The sequence below is a fragment of the Mycolicibacterium chitae genome (assembly GCF_900637205.1).
GTDB lineage: Bacteria > Actinomycetota > Actinomycetes > Mycobacteriales > Mycobacteriaceae > Mycobacterium > Mycobacterium chitae.
In genome coordinates, this window is record NZ_LR134355.1 from 1,286,670 (window position 1) to 1,303,098 (window position 16,429).

Annotated in this window: 19 protein-coding genes and 1 tRNA gene; 12 read left to right on the forward strand and 8 right to left on the reverse strand. The window is 67.7% G+C overall.

Annotation, left to right across the window (positions count from 1 at the left end; genetic code table 11):
* The first annotated feature begins 3 nt into the window (after positions 1–3).
* From EL338_RS06235 to EL338_RS06250, 4 genes are read left to right on the forward strand one after another with little or no spacing between them, the layout of a single operon-like run.
* Positions 4–888, forward strand: coding sequence for a branched-chain amino acid ABC transporter permease (locus tag EL338_RS06235; RefSeq protein ID WP_126332934.1), 885 nt, complete (start codon positions 4–6; stop codon positions 886–888).
* Positions 872–1,972 carry a branched-chain amino acid ABC transporter permease gene (locus EL338_RS06240; protein WP_197721919.1) on the forward strand — a complete coding sequence of 367 codons (1,101 nt, stop codon included), beginning with the start codon at positions 872–874 and terminating at the stop codon, positions 1,970–1,972. The genes EL338_RS06235 and EL338_RS06240 overlap by 17 nt, the downstream gene beginning before the upstream one ends.
* Positions 1,969–2,712 (forward strand): ABC transporter ATP-binding protein, encoded by a 744-nt coding sequence (locus tag EL338_RS06245; protein WP_126332935.1) that lies wholly within the window; start codon positions 1,969–1,971, stop codon positions 2,710–2,712. The genes EL338_RS06240 and EL338_RS06245 overlap by 4 nt, the downstream gene beginning before the upstream one ends.
* Positions 2,702–3,439, forward strand: a complete 738-nt coding sequence (locus EL338_RS06250) for an ABC transporter ATP-binding protein (RefSeq protein WP_197721920.1) — start codon at positions 2,702–2,704, stop codon at positions 3,437–3,439. The genes EL338_RS06245 and EL338_RS06250 overlap by 11 nt, the downstream gene beginning before the upstream one ends.
* On the opposite strand, the gene EL338_RS06255 is transcribed toward EL338_RS06250, so the two are convergent.
* Positions 3,409–4,614, reverse strand: coding sequence for an MFS transporter (locus EL338_RS06255; RefSeq protein ID WP_126332936.1), 1,206 nt, complete (start codon positions 4,612–4,614; stop codon positions 3,409–3,411). The two genes, EL338_RS06250 and EL338_RS06255, sit on opposite strands and share 31 nt — an antisense overlap.
* Positions 4,615–4,758: 144 nt before the next feature.
* Here EL338_RS06255 and EL338_RS06260 point away from each other — a divergent pair, with 144 nt between their 5' ends.
* Positions 4,759–5,544, forward strand: a complete 786-nt coding sequence (locus tag EL338_RS06260) for an SDR family oxidoreductase (RefSeq protein WP_126332937.1) — start codon at positions 4,759–4,761, stop codon at positions 5,542–5,544.
* 9 nt (positions 5,545–5,553) lie between these two features.
* On the opposite strand, the gene EL338_RS06265 is transcribed toward EL338_RS06260, so the two are convergent.
* A complete protein-coding gene (locus EL338_RS06265; protein WP_126332938.1) occupies positions 5,554–6,606 on the reverse strand; it encodes a LacI family DNA-binding transcriptional regulator in 1,053 nt (350 codons plus the stop codon).
* A gap of 180 nt (positions 6,607–6,786) precedes the next feature.
* Here EL338_RS06265 and EL338_RS06270 point away from each other — a divergent pair, with 180 nt between their 5' ends.
* The 7 genes from EL338_RS06270 to EL338_RS06300 all read left to right on the forward strand — a co-directional run bounded on the left by EL338_RS06270 (position 6,787) and on the right by EL338_RS06300 (position 12,437).
* Positions 6,787–7,608, forward strand: coding sequence for a dihydrodipicolinate synthase family protein (locus EL338_RS06270; protein ID WP_235666386.1), 822 nt, complete (start codon positions 6,787–6,789; stop codon positions 7,606–7,608).
* Between the two features lie 8 nt (positions 7,609–7,616).
* Positions 7,617–8,534 carry a dipicolinate synthase subunit DpsA gene (locus tag EL338_RS06275; protein WP_163792048.1) on the forward strand — a complete coding sequence of 306 codons (918 nt, stop codon included), beginning with the start codon at positions 7,617–7,619 and terminating at the stop codon, positions 8,532–8,534.
* Between the two features lie 25 nt (positions 8,535–8,559).
* On the forward strand, positions 8,560–9,363 hold the full coding sequence (locus tag EL338_RS06280) for a DODA-type extradiol aromatic ring-opening family dioxygenase (protein WP_126332941.1): 804 nt from the start codon (positions 8,560–8,562) through the stop codon (positions 9,361–9,363).
* 27 nt (positions 9,364–9,390) lie between these two features.
* Positions 9,391–9,675: a hypothetical protein gene (locus EL338_RS06285; RefSeq protein WP_126332942.1), complete on the forward strand. Its 285-nt coding sequence runs from the start codon at positions 9,391–9,393 to the stop codon at positions 9,673–9,675.
* A complete protein-coding gene (locus EL338_RS06290) occupies positions 9,672–11,294 on the forward strand; it encodes an N-acyl-D-amino-acid deacylase family protein (protein ID WP_163792050.1) in 1,623 nt (540 codons plus the stop codon). Before EL338_RS06285 ends, EL338_RS06290 begins: the two co-directional genes overlap by 4 nt.
* A gap of 21 nt (positions 11,295–11,315) precedes the next feature.
* A complete protein-coding gene (locus tag EL338_RS06295) occupies positions 11,316–12,095 on the forward strand; it encodes an SDR family oxidoreductase (RefSeq protein WP_126332944.1) in 780 nt (259 codons plus the stop codon).
* A gap of 114 nt (positions 12,096–12,209) precedes the next feature.
* On the forward strand, positions 12,210–12,437 hold the full coding sequence (locus tag EL338_RS06300) for a hypothetical protein (RefSeq protein WP_126332945.1): 228 nt from the start codon (positions 12,210–12,212) through the stop codon (positions 12,435–12,437).
* A 205-nt stretch (positions 12,438–12,642) separates the two neighbouring features.
* Here EL338_RS06300 and EL338_RS06305 read toward each other — a convergent pair whose 3' ends face one another.
* From EL338_RS06305 to EL338_RS06330, 6 genes are all read right to left on the reverse strand, one after another.
* Positions 12,643–13,032 carry a VOC family protein gene (locus EL338_RS06305; RefSeq protein WP_126332946.1) on the reverse strand — a complete coding sequence of 130 codons (390 nt, stop codon included), beginning with the start codon at positions 13,030–13,032 and terminating at the stop codon, positions 12,643–12,645.
* Positions 13,033–13,079: 47 nt separating this feature from the next.
* Entirely contained in the window at positions 13,080–13,463 is a 384-nt protein-coding gene (locus tag EL338_RS06310) for a very short patch repair endonuclease (RefSeq protein ID WP_235666387.1), read from the reverse strand.
* 117 nt (positions 13,464–13,580) lie between these two features.
* Entirely contained in the window at positions 13,581–14,429 is an 849-nt protein-coding gene (locus EL338_RS06315) for a hypothetical protein (RefSeq protein WP_126332948.1), read from the reverse strand.
* Positions 14,430–14,470: 41 nt separating this feature from the next.
* Positions 14,471–15,637: a DNA cytosine methyltransferase gene (locus tag EL338_RS06320; RefSeq protein WP_126332949.1), complete on the reverse strand. Its 1,167-nt coding sequence runs from the start codon at positions 15,635–15,637 to the stop codon at positions 14,471–14,473.
* 100 nt (positions 15,638–15,737) lie between these two features.
* The gene (locus EL338_RS06325; protein ID WP_126332950.1) at positions 15,738–16,184 is read right to left on the reverse strand and encodes a hypothetical protein; all 447 of its coding nucleotides are present in this window, start codon (positions 16,182–16,184) and stop codon (positions 15,738–15,740) included.
* Positions 16,185–16,307: 123 nt separating this feature from the next.
* Positions 16,308–16,380, reverse strand: a tRNA-Arg gene (locus EL338_RS06330).
* Between the last annotated feature and the right edge of the window lie 49 nt (positions 16,381–16,429).

Here is a 16,429-nt window from a genome sequence, read left to right on the forward strand (position 1 = left end):
GGCGTGGACTCGGCGGTAATCTTCCAGACCCTCATCCTCGGTGTCCTACTGGGTGGTCAATACGCGCTGCTCGCGTCGGGATTGACGTTGTACTTCGGCGTGATGCGCGTGGTGATGCTCGCGCACGCGGCATTCCTGGTGTTGGCCGCCTACATGGCCTGGTTCTTCACCACCACGACCGGACTCGACCCGTTGTTCTCGCTGGCGCTGACGGTTCCGGTGTTCTTCGGCCTCGGCGTGGTCATGCAACGTACCCTGCTCACCCGGTTGCGGCCGGCCACGCTGACCATGATGTCCTGCCTGCTGACGCTGGCCTTCGCGCTGATCATCGAGGGCCTACTCGGCTTCGTCTTCACCGGCGTGCAGCGGCGGATCAACCTCGGCTACGGGTCAGCTCAGATCGACTTCTTCGGCGCATCGATCCCGGTGGTCAAGATGGTGGCGTTCCTGCTGGCGGCCGCCGGACTGGGCGCGCTGTACATCGTGTTGATGAAGAGTTCCTTCGGGCGCTCGCTGCGCGCGACCATCCAGCACCCGGAGGCAGCCCGGCTGGTGGGGATCAACACCGACCGGGTGGCAAGCTTCGGCTTCGGCCTGGGCCTGGCGACCGCGGCCGTGGGTGGCACCGCGTTGGCGTTGGACGCCACCATCTTCCCGTCGTTGCACTGGTACTGGATCGGTCCGCTGATGGCCATCATCGTGGTCGGTGGGCTCGGTTCGATCCCCGGCGCCGCGATCGCCGCGATGGTTCTCGGCATCGCGACCAGCATGCTTCAGATCCCGATGGGTGCCACGTGGGCTCAGACCGTCTTCTACGTAGCACTCTTCGCCACCCTGCTGTTCCGGCCGCAGGGCTTCTTTGGAGGTCGTCTTGCACAGCGATTCTGACAACGCCACGACGCAGCTCACGAAAGCCGTTCCAACGCTGAAGATCCTGGGCCTGGCCGCCCTGGTGGTCGTGGCCCTGAGCGTCCCGCACACCCTCGGTAATGCCTATCTGCTGGCCGCCGCCGTCGTGATCCTCAACTACGCGGTCTGCGCGACCGGGTGGAACTTCATGGGCGGGTTCACCGGATACATCTCGTTCGGGCACGCGGCCTACTTCGGGCTGGGCGCCTACGGCACGGGGCTACTCATCAACCGCCTCGGCATGTCCAGCTTCCTGGCCGTCGGCGTCGCGGTGGTGCTCGTGTCGCTCATCGCCATACCCGTGGGTGTGGCCGGGTTGCGCCTGCGCGGCGCATCATTCGTCATCGCCACCATCGCGTTCGTGCTGATCGTGCTGCTGGTGGCCCAGAGTTGGAGTGCGGTGACCGGCGGATCCTCGGGCATGGAAGTGCCGCGGCCGTTCCCGGGCCTGCTGCGCCCCGAACACCATCTGCGGTTCTACTACCTGTACCTGGGCCTGCTGGCGGTCGCCCTGCTGGTGTGGTGGCTCATCGACCGGTCGCGGTTTGGCATGCGGCTCAAGGCCATTCGTGAGGACGAGGACAAGGCGCGCGCTCTCGGCGTGCCCACCACCGAGTACAAGCTGATCGCGTTCGTGCTGTCGGCGGCCTTCACCGCGGCCGCCGGCGGGTTCTACGCGCTGTGGTTCGGTGATCTGGACCCGGTGTTCCAGTTCTCCATCCTGCTGGGTGCCTACATGGTGCTGATGGCGCTCGTCGGGGGCATTCGCAGCCTGTTCGGCCCGCTGCTCGGTGCGATTCTGGTGGGCTTCGCCCTCGAGTACTTCAAGCTGAACTACGGCGACACCCAGATTCACCTCACCGCGACCGGTGTGCTGCTGGTCCTGGTGGTGCTGTTCATGCCGGACGGCATCATTCCGGGCCTGCGCGACCTGGTGAACCGCTACCTACGTCGGGGCGAGACCTCGATTCGCGAGCAGACGGCCGAGGACCTGCTGGAGGCGCAGCGCAAGTCGACCGCGGAAGCAGAGCTGGAACCCATGGTGAACGGAGTATCGCGATGACGACCACGGAAGTGCAGAACCTTTCGACGACCGAGCTGACCAAACGCTTCGGCGGAGTGACGGCGGTCGACACCGCCACCGTGAAGTTCCGGCACGGCCTGATCAACGCGCTGATCGGGCCCAACGGATCCGGCAAGACCACGTTCTTCAACTGCGTCACCGGGATGATCCAGCCGGACTCCGGAACCGTGTCCTATCGGGGCAAGGACATCACCGGCCGGACCGCAGACCGGGTCGCCGGGACCGGGATCGGCCGCAGCTTCCAGCTGTGCCGGACCTTTCCGCAGATGACCGTGCTGGAGAACATGCTGGTCGGGGTCAGCGGGTCGACCGTCGCCATGATGCGCAGTTCCAAGGCCAAGGACGTGGTGGAGCGCGCCCGGGGCCTGCTGCACCGCGTCGGCATCGATCATCTGGAACACGCTGAGGCGCGCAATATCTCGTACGGGCAGCAGAAGCTGCTGGAACTGGCCGGCGTGCTCATGAGCGATCCGGAGACGATCATGCTCGACGAGCCCGCGGGCGGGGTGAACCCCGCACTGATCGAACGCATCATGACGTTGATCTCCGAGCTGAACAAGGAGGGCAAGACCTTCCTGATCGTCGAGCACAACATGGATCTGGTGATGACGCTGAGCGACCACGTCATCGTGTTCGACCGCGGACAACCTATCGCCACCGGTACCCCGCAAGAGGTACAAGCCGACCCACGAGTCCTGGAGGCCTACCTTGGCATCTGATTACCTGCTCGAACTCGACAACATCCAGGCCGGCTACGGCCGGGCGGCGATGGTGCTGCGCGGGCTGACCGTGCGGGTGCCGGCGGGAAAGATCGTGTGCCTGGTGGGGCCCAACGGTGCCGGCAAGTCGACGGTGCTCAAGGTGGCCAGCGGGATGCTCAAGCCCCGCTCGGGTGCCATCCGGGTGGATGGCAAAGAGGTGGCGGGCTGCGATCCGCAGACCATGCTCCGGTCCGGTCTGTCCCATGTTCTTCAGGGACATAGCGTCTTTCGGGAGATGACGGTCGAGGAGAACGTGCGCCTCGGTGCGTTCTCCATCAAGGATCCCGCGGTGATCGCGGAGCGGATCGAGTACGTGCAGAATCTCTTTCCGATCGTCGGTGAGCGCTGGAGCCAGCTCGCCGGTCTGCTGTCCGGCGGCCAGCAGAAGCAGGTGGAGTTCGCGCGCTCCCTGATGGTCACGCCCAAGGTGGTGCTGCTCGACGAGCCCTCGATGGGATTGGACCCCAAAACCACGACGACGGTCTTCGAGCAGGTGGTCCGCATGCGCGATGCCGGCACCGCGGTACTGCTCGTCGAACAGAACGCGCGCCGGGCCCTGCAGACCGCCGACCTCGGTTGCGTCTTGGACCTCGGGCGGGTCCACATCAACGGGCCCGCAGCTGAATTGCTGGCCGACCCGAAGCTCGCCGATCTCTACCTGGGCGGTGCCACGGCCCGCGCGTGAGCCACCAGCGCGGGAGGGGCGCCGCCGACGTGCCCTTCCCGCAGCCGCAGGCTGACCACCAGCGCCAGCACGGGCAGGACCGCGAGGGCGAGCATCGCGTGGCGCGCGCCGTGGCTCTCGACGATGAATCCGAGCAGCGGCGCAATCGCACCACCCGCCGATACCGACAGGCCGATCGTGACCCCGGATGCGGTGCCGATGTGCTGCGGCAGATACTCATGGCCGAGGGTGGTCTGCACCGAGAACGGGAGGAAGACGCCGATCCCGGCGACCACGGCGCCGGCGAAGGCGACCGGCACATTCGGTGCCAGCGCAAGCAGGATCAGGCCCGGCACGATGATGGCGAAACCCATTCGGAGGCAGGTGACTCGACGCCACCGGTCGGCAATCACACCGCCCGCCAGGGTGGCGACCACGCCCACGGTGAGGAACACACCGAGCGCGGCCGCGGCCGCGCTCTGACTCCGCCCGAGTTCGACCACGACCAACAGACCGACGACCGTCGAGATGCCGAAGTAGGCGCCCGACCGCAGCACCGCGATCGCCGCCAGCCAACCGAAACTACGCCAGTCGTCGGTGTTTTCGGCAACGTCCGCCGGCGCTGTCGCGCTCGGAGTTCCCGGACCGGTCAGCAACCAGCGACGCAACGCGATCACGGCGAGCCCGCCGAGAATGCCCGGCGCGGCCAGCAGTGGCGATGCGCGGGGGCCGAAGGCCAGCAGGATCGGCGCCGCAATGGCCGGAGCCAGTGCCAGCCCGATGTTCCCGCCCGCGATAAACCAGCTCATCGAGCGCGCGGTGCCGCCGCCGACCTGGCGCGCCAGCATTGCGGCGATCGGATGGTAGGCCGCCACTCCGAGCCCCGAGGCGCCGGCGGCCATCAGCGTCCAGTTGTACGAAGTGGTCAGTCCGAGCACGCCGATCCCCGCGGCGGCCAGCAGCATGCTGGCGGGCAACAGCCAGAAGGTCTGGAATCGGTCGGCCAGCACGCCGAAGACCGGCTGGGCCACTGCGGAGCCCAGGGTGGCGGCCAGCACGACCGTGGTGGCCGCCACCGCACTGAAACCGGCCTGCAGCACCAGGACCGGGACCAGGACTGCGACGCTGCCCTGGTAGAAGTCCGTGGCCGCGTGGGAGACACCGAGCAGCCCCACCCGGGCGGCAACGGCCGTCATCTCGACATCTCGCAGGGCAGCGGGGGAGTGGGTTCGAGTGTCACGGCGTCCTCCGTTCCGGCCCGTTTGGTCAAGCGCTTGAGCCCAGGCTACTAAAGCGCTTAGGCTAACGGGGTTCTACGGATCAACGATGAAGGGGTACCGATGGACCTAGGGATAGCGGGACGCACCGCGTTGGTGTTCGGCGCGGGCGGCGGCCTCGGGGGTGCCATTGCCGCGGCGCTGGCGCAGGAGGGCGTGCGGGTCGCGCTCGCGGACATCGATGCCGCAGCATTGTCGGAGACGGAGGGGCGGCTACGCGATAGGGGTGCCGAAACCTACTGCGTGCAGTGGGATCTGGCGGACGTGGCGGGCGCCGCCGATCGGATCGCACAGGTGCGATCGGAGCTGGGTGAGGTCGACATCCTGGTGAACAACACCGGGGGTCCGCCGCCGTCGCCGGTGGCCGGCCAACCCGCGGACACCTGGGAGTCGCATTTCCGTTCGATGGTGCTCGCGGTGATCGGCGTCACCGACCTGGTGTTGCCGGGTATGACCCAACGCGGCTGGGGACGCGTGATCACCTCGACGTCGTCGGGCGTGATCGCTCCGATCCCGAATCTCGGTCTGTCGAACACGCTGCGTTCGGCGTTGGTGGGCTGGTCGAAAACGCTGGCGTCGGAGGTCGGCGGAGCGGGGGTGACCAGCAATATCGTCCTGCCCGGCCGCATCGCCACCGATCGGATCCGCTTCCTCGACGAAAAGCGGGCCGAGCGTGAGGGATTGGAACTCGAGGAAGTGGTGCGTCAAAGCACCTCGTCAATTCCGCTGGGGCGTTATGGCGAGCCGCGGGAGTATGGCGATGTGGTCGCGTTCCTGGCCTCCGAGCGGGCGTCGTACCTCACCGGATCTGTCTTCCGGATCGACGGCGGTTACATCAACGCGGTCTGAGCGGGATCGTCACGCCCGGCGTCGGGGACGCTTGGGCGTGACGGGGCCCGTCGAGCCACGCACCACCAGTTCGACGGGCACTTGAATTCGTCGGGGCCGGGAGGCGGGTTGCTTCATGGCCAACGTGACTGCCGTCGTACCGATCTGGTGCAGCGGCACCACCGCGGTGGTCAACCCGGGACCAAGGTCGGCGGCCACGCGGATGTCGTCGAAACCCGTGACCGAGATGTCGCCGGGTACCTCCAATCCGCGACGACGGATCGTGGCCAGCACGCCGACAGCCATCGAGTCGTTCAGCGCGACCAGTGCGGTGATGTCGGGATGGTCACTGAGCAGCCGTTCGGCGGCCGCGGCGCCGCCGGCATGGTCGAATTCGGAGTGCTCCACGAAGATCTGGACGCCCTTAACGCCTTCGGAGAGCGCCGCCGTCACACCGCCGAGGCGGTCGACGGCGGAGGCGAGATCCTGTGGCCCGGCCACGACTCCGACGCGGGTGTGGCCCAGTTCACGCAGATGCGCGCCGATCAGCGTGCCGCCGGCGGTGTTGTCGGGCACCACGGCATCCAGCGGTGTGCGGTGCCGACCGATCATCGCGACCCGTCCACCCGTGGACTGGAATCGCTCGAGTTCGTCGTAGGTGGCGCGGGAACCGTTCTCGCCGATCCGTCCCGACCCCGCCATGATCAACGCCCGGACCCGGCTGGCAACCAGCGCGCGGACCTGCGTGATCTCCTGTTCGGGATCGCGGGAACTCTGGCAGATCTGCACCGTGAGGCCCAGGTCTGCGGCCGAGGCGACGATCGCGGACGCGATCTCCGCGAAGTACGGGTCGGCGATGTCATGGACCACCAACCCCAGGGTTGAACTGGCGCCACTGGCCAGCGAACGTGCCTGCATGTTGGGCACATAACCGAGTTCGGCCGCGATCGCCCGCACGCGCTCGGCCACCGCCTCGCTGACACCGGGACGGCCCGACATCGCGAACGATGCCGTGGTCAGTGACACGCCGGCCTTTTCGGCGACGTCGATCAAGCGCGCTGGTGCCTGGCGGCGCTGCGGCATGTTTTCTACCCCCGGATCGGTGAGGACTTGTCAGTCCCGCTCGACAGACCTTATGCTTCTAAAGCGCTTTAGCAAAAGCGCTAAAGTTGGAACTTCGAGAGGGAGTCCATGCAGCCAATCCGCTTCTATGCGATCGCCCCCACCGTTTTTGACGCTGCGGGCCAGGTTGATGCGGCGGCCGTGGCGGACAATGTCGCCCGGATCGCCGCCCGGGGTGTGACCGGGGTCCTACTGACCGGGTCCTACGGCGAGTTCCAGGTTCTGCGACCGGAAGAACGCATCGCCGTGACCGAGGCGGTGGTGCGCACGAACCCCGAAGCCGTGGTGATGTCGGGTGCCGCGGCCCTCAACGGTGACGACGCCATTGAACTGGGCCGGCGACTGTTCGAGGTCGGCGCCCATCAGGTGATGGTGTCGGCCCCGTTCGCCGCCGAGTTGACCGAGGCCGACCTCCTGGCGCACTTCGCCCGCGTGGGAGATGCCTTGCGGCACGACCTGATCGTCTACAGCAACCCGGTCTTCGGCGTGGACCTGTCGCCCAGTGTGCTGCAGCAGGTGACCGAGACCGCGCCCTACACCGGCATCAAACAAGGCACCAAATCCTTGGCCGCGATGGTCGAGACCGTCGCCCGGGTCCAGCAGGCCGGCCACGCCCAGGTGCTCGCGGCCGCGGATCTGGCCTGCGCGGCCGCCGTCGGTGCCGGGGTGGGCGGAGTCACCTCGACCAACGTGTGGGTCTTTCCCGAGGCGTTCTTGGCGCTGGCCGATCCCGCCGTCGCCCCGTCGGTCAAGGCGGAGTTCCTGGGGGCGTTGCAGCCGTACGCCACGGTGGTCCGAGCCCTCGGGCAACCCCGCGTCGTCAAGGCGGCCATGGTGCTTCGCGGATACTCCGGTTCGGCCAATGTGCGCGCACCGTATGTCGCACTCGACGAGACCGAGACCAAGCACCTGGCCTCGGTGCTGGCCGAGGTCGATGAACTGCTGGCCGGGATCGCCGCATGAACCGGCGCATGGCGGTGGCGGTGCTCGGCGGCGACGAACGCGAACATCACATTGCCAACGCGCTCGGTGAGACGTCCTTCGACGTGCGTACGTTCGGCGGCGCCGTGCTCGATCCCCACGTCAGCTATGGCCGATCCCGCACCGCACGCGAAGCCGTCGCCGGTGCCGAATGGGTCCTGTGCCCGTACCCCGGACTCGCGGTGAACGACGAAATCTATGCCCCCGCAGGTGATGTCCCGATCCGACTGGACCGCGAACTGCTCGGCGCGTCCGCCGCGCAGCAGGGCGGGTTGGTGTTGGGGCGGGCCAGCGAGGCCGTGCGAGCGCTGTGCAGCGATCTTGGCATCGCTCTGCACGAGACCAAGGCCGACTCGGGGCTGGTCGTCAAGACCGCAACGGCGGTGTCGGAGGCCCTGATTGGCGTACTGGTGGAGAGCACCTACAGGCTGCTGCGTGAACACCTGTTCGTCGTCCTCGGCTTCGGCTCGACGGGACTCGCGATCACCCAGTTGCTGCTGGCGATGCGCTGCGAGGTGGTGGTCGCGGTCCGGTCCCGGCGGGACCGGGAACGCGCCCGGCAGTTGGGTGCTCGTCCGGTTCCCTACGCGGAGCGGATCGCGGTGATGGAGACCGCCGACATCGTCATCAACACGGTGCCCTCCGATGACGCGGTGCCGTGGTCGGCGGCGAGCAGTCGCATCACTGCCCGGATCTTCGACATCGCTTCGCCGCCAGGCGGCATGGATCACCAGGCGCTCATTGGCGCCGGCCTCGACGTGAACTGGGTGCGTGGCCTCGGCGGCCTCCGTTCCCCGGTCTCCATGGCCGAGGCGCAGTTGGAGTTCTTCCAGGAACTGCTCACCCGCCAGACCGAGCGCACCCCAACGGCGCTGGAACACCCAACCTGCCCGACGTCGGTCTCGTGACCGTCGTTTTTGAGAGGAGAAGCAGATGACCATTACTGACGAGCCCGGGGTCGAAATCGCTTTCGTGAGTTCGCATGCCCCGCAGATCTTCCTCGAGCGCCAGGATTCGCCCGAGGTCCTGGCCGAGACGCAGGCCGGCATGCGCCGGATGGGGCAGCGGATCCAGGAATCGAACCTCGATGCCCTGGTGGTGGTCGCGCTCGATCACATCCACAACCACTTCTTCAACCTGGTCCCGACGATGACCGTTTTCACCGGGTCGCCGTTCATCGCCGCCCTCAACCAAGAGACCGTGGAGCTACCCGCCCGTCCCGATCTGGCCAATGGCCTGTTGGACCATCTGCTGACCAACGACTTCGACCCGGCCTGGAGTCAGAAGCAGGTGCTCGACCACTCGTTCATGGTGCCGCTGCATTTCGCCATTCAGGGCGGGCTGCACGTCCCGGTGATCCCGATCATCCTGAACACCTATGTGCCGCCGCAGCCGGAGATCTCGCGCTGCTTCAAGCTCGGTCGCGAGATTGCCCGCTGGGCCGACAACGCCGGCCTGCGTATCGGCACCCTGGGCACCGGCGGCATGTCCCACTACCCGGGCACCCCCCGCTACCACGATCCCGACCTGACCGCCGACCAGGAGGTGCTCGGTTGGCTGAAGGCCGGCGAGGTCAGCAAGCTGGCGGAAATGAGCGCCAAGGAGTTGGACGTGCGGGGCATGACCGAACTGCGCAACTGGGCGGTGGCCATCGGCGCACGCGGCACCGCACCGACCGCCAAGCACATCACCTACGTGCCCAACGACCACTGCGGATACGCCGTCATCGAATTCTAATTCTGTTGCTGTAGAGAGGAATACACCATGTCTAGCGGACTCTACTATCCTCGGCCGCGGCACGAGGACTACGAACTGGCCCGCCTCATCCATGACATCCAGGAAAGTGACGAGCTCTTCTCGGAGTTCATGGCTGCCCCGGAGGAGTTCGTCGGGCGCTATGACCTCGACGACGAGGCCCAGAAGCTGATGATCACCTTCGACTACGACGGCCTGGTCGAACGGGGGATCCACCCGATGCTCTCCGTGCAGTTCATGCGCAACGTGCAGTGGAACCTCAAAATGACCGTCGCCAAGAAAGAATCGGTGTGACAGGGGCTTCCGGCCATGTCCTGACCGGTGGCGTGGTGATCGACGGCACCGGTGCCGAGCCGGTGCCCGCCGACGTGCGGCTGTGCGACGGCATCGTCGCCGAGATCGCGCCACCGGGTTCGCTCGCCGCCCGCAGCGGTGAGCAGATCGTCGACGCGACCGACCGGGCCATCGTGCCCGGCTTCGTCGACATCCACACGCACGCGGACTTCTCCCTGCCGACCCATCCGTCGGCGGCCTCGATGGTCCGCCAGGGTGTCACGACCTTGGTGGTCGGGAACTGCGGGTTCTCGCCGTTCCCGGTCGGGCCCGGCGAACACGCCGAGCAACTGCGGCAAGCGACGGCCATCTTCGGTCGCGGCCTGGACTGGAGATGGCGGGACCTCCCCGGTTACGCCGCGCACCTGGCCGAGGTGGGCACCGCGGTCAACGTCGCCGCGCTGGTCGGCCACGGCGCGGTCCGCATCGCCGTGCTGGGTTATGAGCGCCGCGATGCCACCGACAGCGAACTCTCGGCGATGCGACACCTGGTCGAAGGCGCCATGGCGGCCGGCGCGTTCGGCATTTCGTCGGGGTTGATCTATCCACCGGGCAGCTTCGCCGGCCGCGACGAACTGGTGCAATTGTGCCGGGTCGTCGCCGATCACGGCGGCATCTACAGCACGCACATGCGCAACGAGGGGGAACAACTGCTCGTCGCGCTCGACGAAGCCATGGCCATCGCGCGGGGATCCGGGGTGCGACTGCAGCTCAGCCACCACAAGGTGCTCGGCCGTCGGAACTGGGGACTCACCGAGGAGTCGTTGCAGCGGGTGGACGCCGCGATAGCCGAGGGCGTCGACATCGCGCTCGACCAGTATCCGTACCCCGCCTCGTCCACCACCATGCTGGCGCTCGTGCCGGGCTGGGCGGCAGAAGGCGGGGCGTCCGCGCTCGCCGAGCGGCTGCGGGATCCGCAGAACCGCAACGTCATTCGGACCGAGATCCTGGATGGCCCCACGGACGGGCGCCCGAAGCGTGACTTCGAGCCCGATACGGTGATGATCTCCTCGGTGGGCCTGGACGAGCACTCGTCGTTCGTCGGTCGGCGTCTCGACGAGATTGCCCGCGAGGCCGGCCGCGAGCCGGTCGACGTCATGCTCGACCTGCTGGGCCGCGACGGCGCGGTCGAGGTGGTCATCTTTGCCATCGGCGACGAGGACATCGAGCGGGTGATGCGTCACCCGCGGGTGGCGATCGCCAGCGACGGGTGGACCTTGCATCCCGACGAGGGCGGCACTCCGCATCCGCGCAGTTACGGCACCTTCGCCCGCGTGCTGCAGCGCTATGTGCGGGAGAAGAACCTGCTGTCGCTGCCGGAAGCCGTGCGCCGGATGACGTCGCTGCCCGCCGACCGGCTCGGGTTGGCCGACCGAGGCCGCATCGCCGCCGGCGCGGTGGCCGACGTGGTGGTGCTCGATCCGGCGCGGGTGACCGAGCGGGCGACCTTCGTCGACCCGCACCAGTACGCCGCCGGCGTCGACGACGTCTTCGTGGCCGGGGTTCCGGTGGTGCGCGGCGGCGTGGAGACCGGCGCGCGGCCCGGGGCCGTGTTGCGGCACCGCCGCCGGCCGGCATAGCGATCGAAGGGACAGACGCGCATGGATCTCGGTCTGACGGGACGCACCGCGGTGGTGCTGGGTACGGGCGGCGGAATCGGCCGCGGGATCGCCGAGGCGCTCGCCGCCGAGGGCGCCCTGGTGGCGAGTGCGGACCGAAACCTGCAGGCCGCCAAGGAGACCGCCGCCGCACTCGGCGGCACTGCGGCGCCGTTCGTCGTCGAGTTGGGCGACCGCGAGTCCGAGCGCACCCTGATCGACGAGGTGCAACGGGACCTGGGGCCGGTGGACATCCTGGTCAACAACACCGGTGGCCCGCCGAGCACCACGGCCACCGAGGTGCCCGTCGACACCTGGCGCGACTACTTCGAGTCCATGGTCGCCTCGGTGATCCACCTCTCCGATCTGGTGCTGCCCGGGATGCGCCGACGCGGCTGGGGTCGGCTCATCACCAGCACGTCGTCCGGAGTGGTGGTGCCCATCCCGTTGCTCGGCATCTCGAACACCCTGCGTTCCGCCCTGCTGGGCTGGTCGAAGACCGTGGCGAGGGAGGTCGGCCCCGACGGCGTCACCTCGAACGTGGTCATCCCGGGACGCATCGCCAGCCAGAGCGCGATCGACCGGGACGTGTTGCGGGCGCAACAGCAGGATCGGACCGTCGAGGAAGTGCAGAAGGACTACCTCGTCCGCATCCCGGCGCGGCGGTACGGCACGCCGCGGGAGTACGGCGACGCCGTGGCCTTCCTGGCCAGCGCGCGGGCCGGCTACATCAACGGCACGATGCTGCGTGTCGACGGCGGCATGATCGAGAGCGTGTTCTGATCCGAGGTGGCTAACGCTGCTCGCCGGTGGGACGATATCCCTAGTGGAAAAACGCTGAGGCGTCGCCGGCTGGTGGTTCGCGAGCCGCGGCGATTCAGCGGTGAGGAGTTCACCATGCAGTTGAAGAGTATTGCCGCCGGCGCGGCCCTGGCCGGTGCGCTGGGGTTTGCCGCGATCGGCCTGGCCGGTCAGGCCGGTGCCGACCCGGACTGGCCGTGGCACGATCCGATCCCGCCGCCGGGACACGTGGGCAAGATCGTCGGGGTTCCGCCCGGCCACATCGGCCAGGCGGTCGGTGTCCCGCCGGGGCACTGGGACAAACCGTGGAAGTGGTTCCACTAACTGAAGTAGGTCTTTCCGACGATGGCCGTCCTGCGAGACCGCAGGGCGGCCATCGCCGTGCTTGGGCTGTCGTGTCGTGGTGTCGGCCGTGCTGGCCGGTCGCGTCGCGCCTGCGCCGGAGCCGGAGGCCGTGGAGGTACCCGTCGAGGAGAGCGTGGGGGAGCCGCAGCTGGTGTGAGCCGGCGCGGGGCCGGCGGTTGCGTGCTCAGCCGCCGGATCCGTACGGCCGGGTGATGATCTCCAGATGGTGCCCCGACGGATCCGGGAAGTACACGCCGCGACCGCCGTCGTGGTGGTTGATCTCGCCGGGATGTTGGCCGTGCGGATCGGCCCAATGTTGCAGTCCCCGTTGCTGAATGCGGCCGTAGATCTCGTCGAACTCGGCTTCGGACACCAGGAATGCGTAGTGCTGCGGAGCGATGTCCGCACCCTCCGGGGCCTGGGCGTAGTCGAGGCTGGCGCCGTGGTCGATGGTCACGGCCAGGAACGGCCCGAACTCCTTGGCGGCGGGCAGGCCGAACATCTCGGTGAAGAACGTCGCGGACTCGGTGCGGTCCCGCGCCGCGACGATGGTGTGGTTGAACTCGATGGCCATACCAATCCAGTGAACCACCGCCCGCGGGGAGGCACAACGTGGCTGAGTCAGACGCCGCTCTGACGAAGAGCCATCAGCTGATCGGCGACGGCCTGCGCCGCCGTCGCCATGTCCTCGTGCTCGAAGAATCTGAGGACCGTCCACCCGGCGTCGCGCAGCTGCCGGTCGGTGTCGGCGTCGCGGTCGCGATTGGCCGCGAGTTTCGCGACCCACCATTCGCGGTTCCGGCGGGGCGTGGTGCCGTGTTGCGGGCAGGAATGCCAGAAGCAGCCGTCGACGAACACCGCGACGCGTTCGGTGGGGAACACGATGTCGGCCCGGCGCCGCCTGCCGATGACGGCACGGTCGACGAAGAAGCGCATGCCGCGGCGGTGCAGCGCCGAGCGCAGGGCGAGTTCGGGGCCGGTGTCACGGCGTTTCGTCGTCGCCATCCTCGTGCGAATCTCTTCGCTCGAGGCCGCTGGGGTGGGCCGCTTCGGCTGGGACGCAGACATGGCCCTCCCAGGGTATCGGGAAAATGCCGTCCGGCCCGAGAAGCTGTGCGGGACTTAGATGTTTGCGAACGTCGCGTCGTACTCGTTGGCCATCCGGACGATCATGCTGTCGTAGTGGAACGAGTCGCCGTGCTGAGGTGCGGGTGGGTCGTTGACGATCGTCACCGGTCCACCGTCGTTCTTGAAGTCCAGGACCGAAAGCCCGATGCCGTCGAATCCGACCTCCGAGGATTTCGAGCGGCGCGGGATCTCCTTTACCTTGTCGATGACCCGCAACGTGTCCTCGGGCTGGCGGTGCTTCGACCAGATCACCGGGTTGTCGGCCAGCGCGCGATTGTTGGTGACCGAGGAGACGAACGACTCGCTGTTGTTGATCTGGACGTAGCCGATCGCCAAGGCCGCGCTCGACGCCCCGTGCACGCAGAGGTGCGAGGAGTTCAATTCGTCGTACAGCCGCGGCAGGCTCTTGATGTGCGCCGTCATCGTGGCCTTGGCCTCGAGCGCGATCAGCACGGCTCCTACCGCCGCGACCTGCAGATCGGGCAACTCGTCGAGCTGACGCGTTTCGGTGTCCGTGAGCCCGATTCCGTACTCCGTCGCGAGGCTCTTGAAGGTGCGACGGGAGGTTTCGGGCGCCGACGCTGGTCGGGCGATCACCAGGTCGAGTTTCTTGCGGCGACCGGTGGCGAAGTCGGTCATCGAGTGGTTGACGCCCAGGACCACCTTGCCGGCCGCGGCGTGGGCGCGTAATTGTGTTGACGCCGTCAGCAAGTCGAAGGCCACGCCCCAACAGCCCACCTTCGAATGCCGGTCGGACCGCGAGTTGTACTGCCATTGGTTGCCGTACTTGTCGGGTTTTCCCGGCACCTGGAGGAACCGGGCGAGGATGTAGGGGCCGTGCACTCTGCGAACCTATCGCGAACGTCGAGTTTGGCCCGGGATCGTCACGCGATCGCCGCGCCGAGGTCGGCCAGGATGTGCTCGCGGAAGCCGGGGTGACGGCCGAGGTTGCCCGAACTGAGCCGGTTCCAGAACCCGGCGAGCGCCCGCTGGCTGAGCTCCTCGGCCGAGTGGGGCTCGATCACGTCGAGCAGGTGGCGGTAGGGCTCGCGCAGCGGGAACTCCGAGACGGCGACCTTGACGATCTTCCCGTCCGACCCCCAGGCCGCCGTCGGCCACCGTCCGCTGCGGTCCCACATCTCTTCTTCGACAACCGAATCCCCGGGCTCGGCGATGCGGGTGGCGACCCACCGGGACACGCCGACGGTGACCGCGTTGCCCACCAACTTCCAGCGGGGCCCGTTGCGCCGCGAGGAGTCATCGAACACGTCGGTCCAGCCGCTGGGAAAGCCTTGCAGCTGCTCGGCGTCGGAGATCGACGGTTTGAGGAATCGCCGGCCGGGCTCACCCTCGGGATGCCAGATTGCCGGCGGCGACGGGATGCCGAGGGTCGAGCCACCCTTGAGCGTAGGAACGGCGTCGACGGCCCAACCCAGGCCGCGGCGGCCTTCGGTCCAGTAGAAGCCGTAGGCGTCCTCGGCGAGTTCGCCGGCGTCGTGTTGTCCCGCGTCGTCGGCGAACAGGACCGACCGCGGGTCCTCGCGCACCGACGCCAGCAGGATCACCCGCCGCCGTCGCTGCGGGACCCCGGTGAACCGGCTGTCCACGGTGCGGTACGCCCAGCGGTAGCCGAGGGACTCCAGCTCCTGGACCAGGTAGCTCATCGCCTTGCCGTTATCCAGGGCGAGCATGTTGGGCACGTTCTCGATCAGCAGCCAGGGCAGCCGCCGTTTGGCCTGCTTGGCCAGCACGTCGAAGACGTGGGTGACCAGACCCGAGGCCGAGCCGCCGATGCCCGCGGTCCGGCCGGCCTGCGACAGATCGGTGCACGGAAAACCCGCGGTGAGCACGTCCACGCCGCGCGGCAACTTCTTCAGATGCCGCACATCGGGGTGGATGTCGGTGTCGGGGAACCGGTGCTCGAGGACCTTCTGCGCTGCGTCCCACGACTCGCAGAGCAGGACCGTCGACACACCGTCGTCGCCCAGGGCTTCCTGGAAGCCACGCTCGATGCCACCGATGCCGGCGAAGAGACCCGCAACCCGAATCACGCGGCGTGCCTCCTGTCTGTGCGGTGTTGGTCAAACCGTACCCAGGGGCACCGACAAACTCGAGCCACCGCGCCGAGGGCTGGGCTGTGCGCCGGTCGGCTCACAGATTCGGGCAGGCCGCCCTGATGGCCTCGACCGATTCGCGCAGTTGGCGTTGAGCGGCGAAATAGTCCTTCAACCCGGGCGGGTTGAGCTCTTCGCCATGCACTTCGGGCATACCGTCGACGACGACTTCGGAGGCGGCCGCGAATCTTTCGAGGTGCCGGCGCAAGTTCGGGTCCTGCAGCTTGCCGGCGTTGGCGATGATCTCGTCGGTGGTCAGGCCCGTCGGCTCGTAGTCGGCGAGTTCGTCGGGTGAGGCGGTCGTCAGGTCAGGGGCATTCGTACTGCCCGGTGGGGACAGGGTGTCGGCCACCAGTCGGCAGTCGGCGCTGATCTCAGCGCTTTGCCGGTCCTCGCGGAGAAACTCGATTGCGAGGTACCCGAGCAGCGGCAGACCGACCAGCACGGCCACACCGAGGACGATCGCAATGACGATGCCGCGCACCAAACGATGGTAGGACTGGGCCGCTGATCTCGTCGTTCCACACCCAGCCCCGAATTCGGCGCTCCGACGAGTGTGGCGATTGCGTGGCATTTGCATGGAACTGCATATGCGCTGGTCAAAGGGTGCCCCCGGCAGGATTCGAACCTGCGGCCTTCTGCTCCGGAGGCAGACGCTCTATCCCCTGAGCTACGGGGGCGCAGTGGCTGGAACCAAGCCAGAACCAACTGAGCCATTGGGCCTGCACA

Excerpts from the sequence above, each read along its gene's own strand:
- EL338_RS06305 (WP_126332946.1), bottom strand. The coding sequence starts at position 13,032 with ATGGCCATCGAGTTCAACCACACCATCGTCGCGGCGCGGGACCGCACC.
- EL338_RS06300 (WP_126332945.1), top strand. The coding sequence starts at position 12,210 with ATGCAGTTGAAGAGTATTGCCGCCGGCGCGGCCCTGGCCGGTGCGCTG.
- EL338_RS06280 (WP_126332941.1), top strand. The coding sequence starts at position 8,560 with ATGACCATTACTGACGAGCCCGGGGTCGAAATCGCTTTCGTGAGTTCG.
- EL338_RS06310 (WP_235666387.1), bottom strand. The coding sequence starts at position 13,463 with ATGGCGACGACGAAACGCCGTGACACCGGCCCCGAACTCGCCCTGCGC.
- EL338_RS06275 (WP_163792048.1), top strand. The coding sequence starts at position 7,617 with ATGGCGGTGGCGGTGCTCGGCGGCGACGAACGCGAACATCACATTGCC.
- EL338_RS06295 (WP_126332944.1), top strand. The coding sequence starts at position 11,316 with ATGGATCTCGGTCTGACGGGACGCACCGCGGTGGTGCTGGGTACGGGC.
- EL338_RS06255 (WP_126332936.1), bottom strand. The coding sequence starts at position 4,614 with ATGACGGCCGTTGCCGCCCGGGTGGGGCTGCTCGGTGTCTCCCACGCG.
- EL338_RS06260 (WP_126332937.1), top strand. The coding sequence starts at position 4,759 with ATGGACCTAGGGATAGCGGGACGCACCGCGTTGGTGTTCGGCGCGGGC.
- EL338_RS06265 (WP_126332938.1), bottom strand. The coding sequence starts at position 6,606 with ATGCCGCAGCGCCGCCAGGCACCAGCGCGCTTGATCGACGTCGCCGAA.
- EL338_RS06285 (WP_126332942.1), top strand. The coding sequence starts at position 9,391 with ATGTCTAGCGGACTCTACTATCCTCGGCCGCGGCACGAGGACTACGAA.
- EL338_RS06245 (WP_126332935.1), top strand. The coding sequence starts at position 1,969 with ATGACGACCACGGAAGTGCAGAACCTTTCGACGACCGAGCTGACCAAA.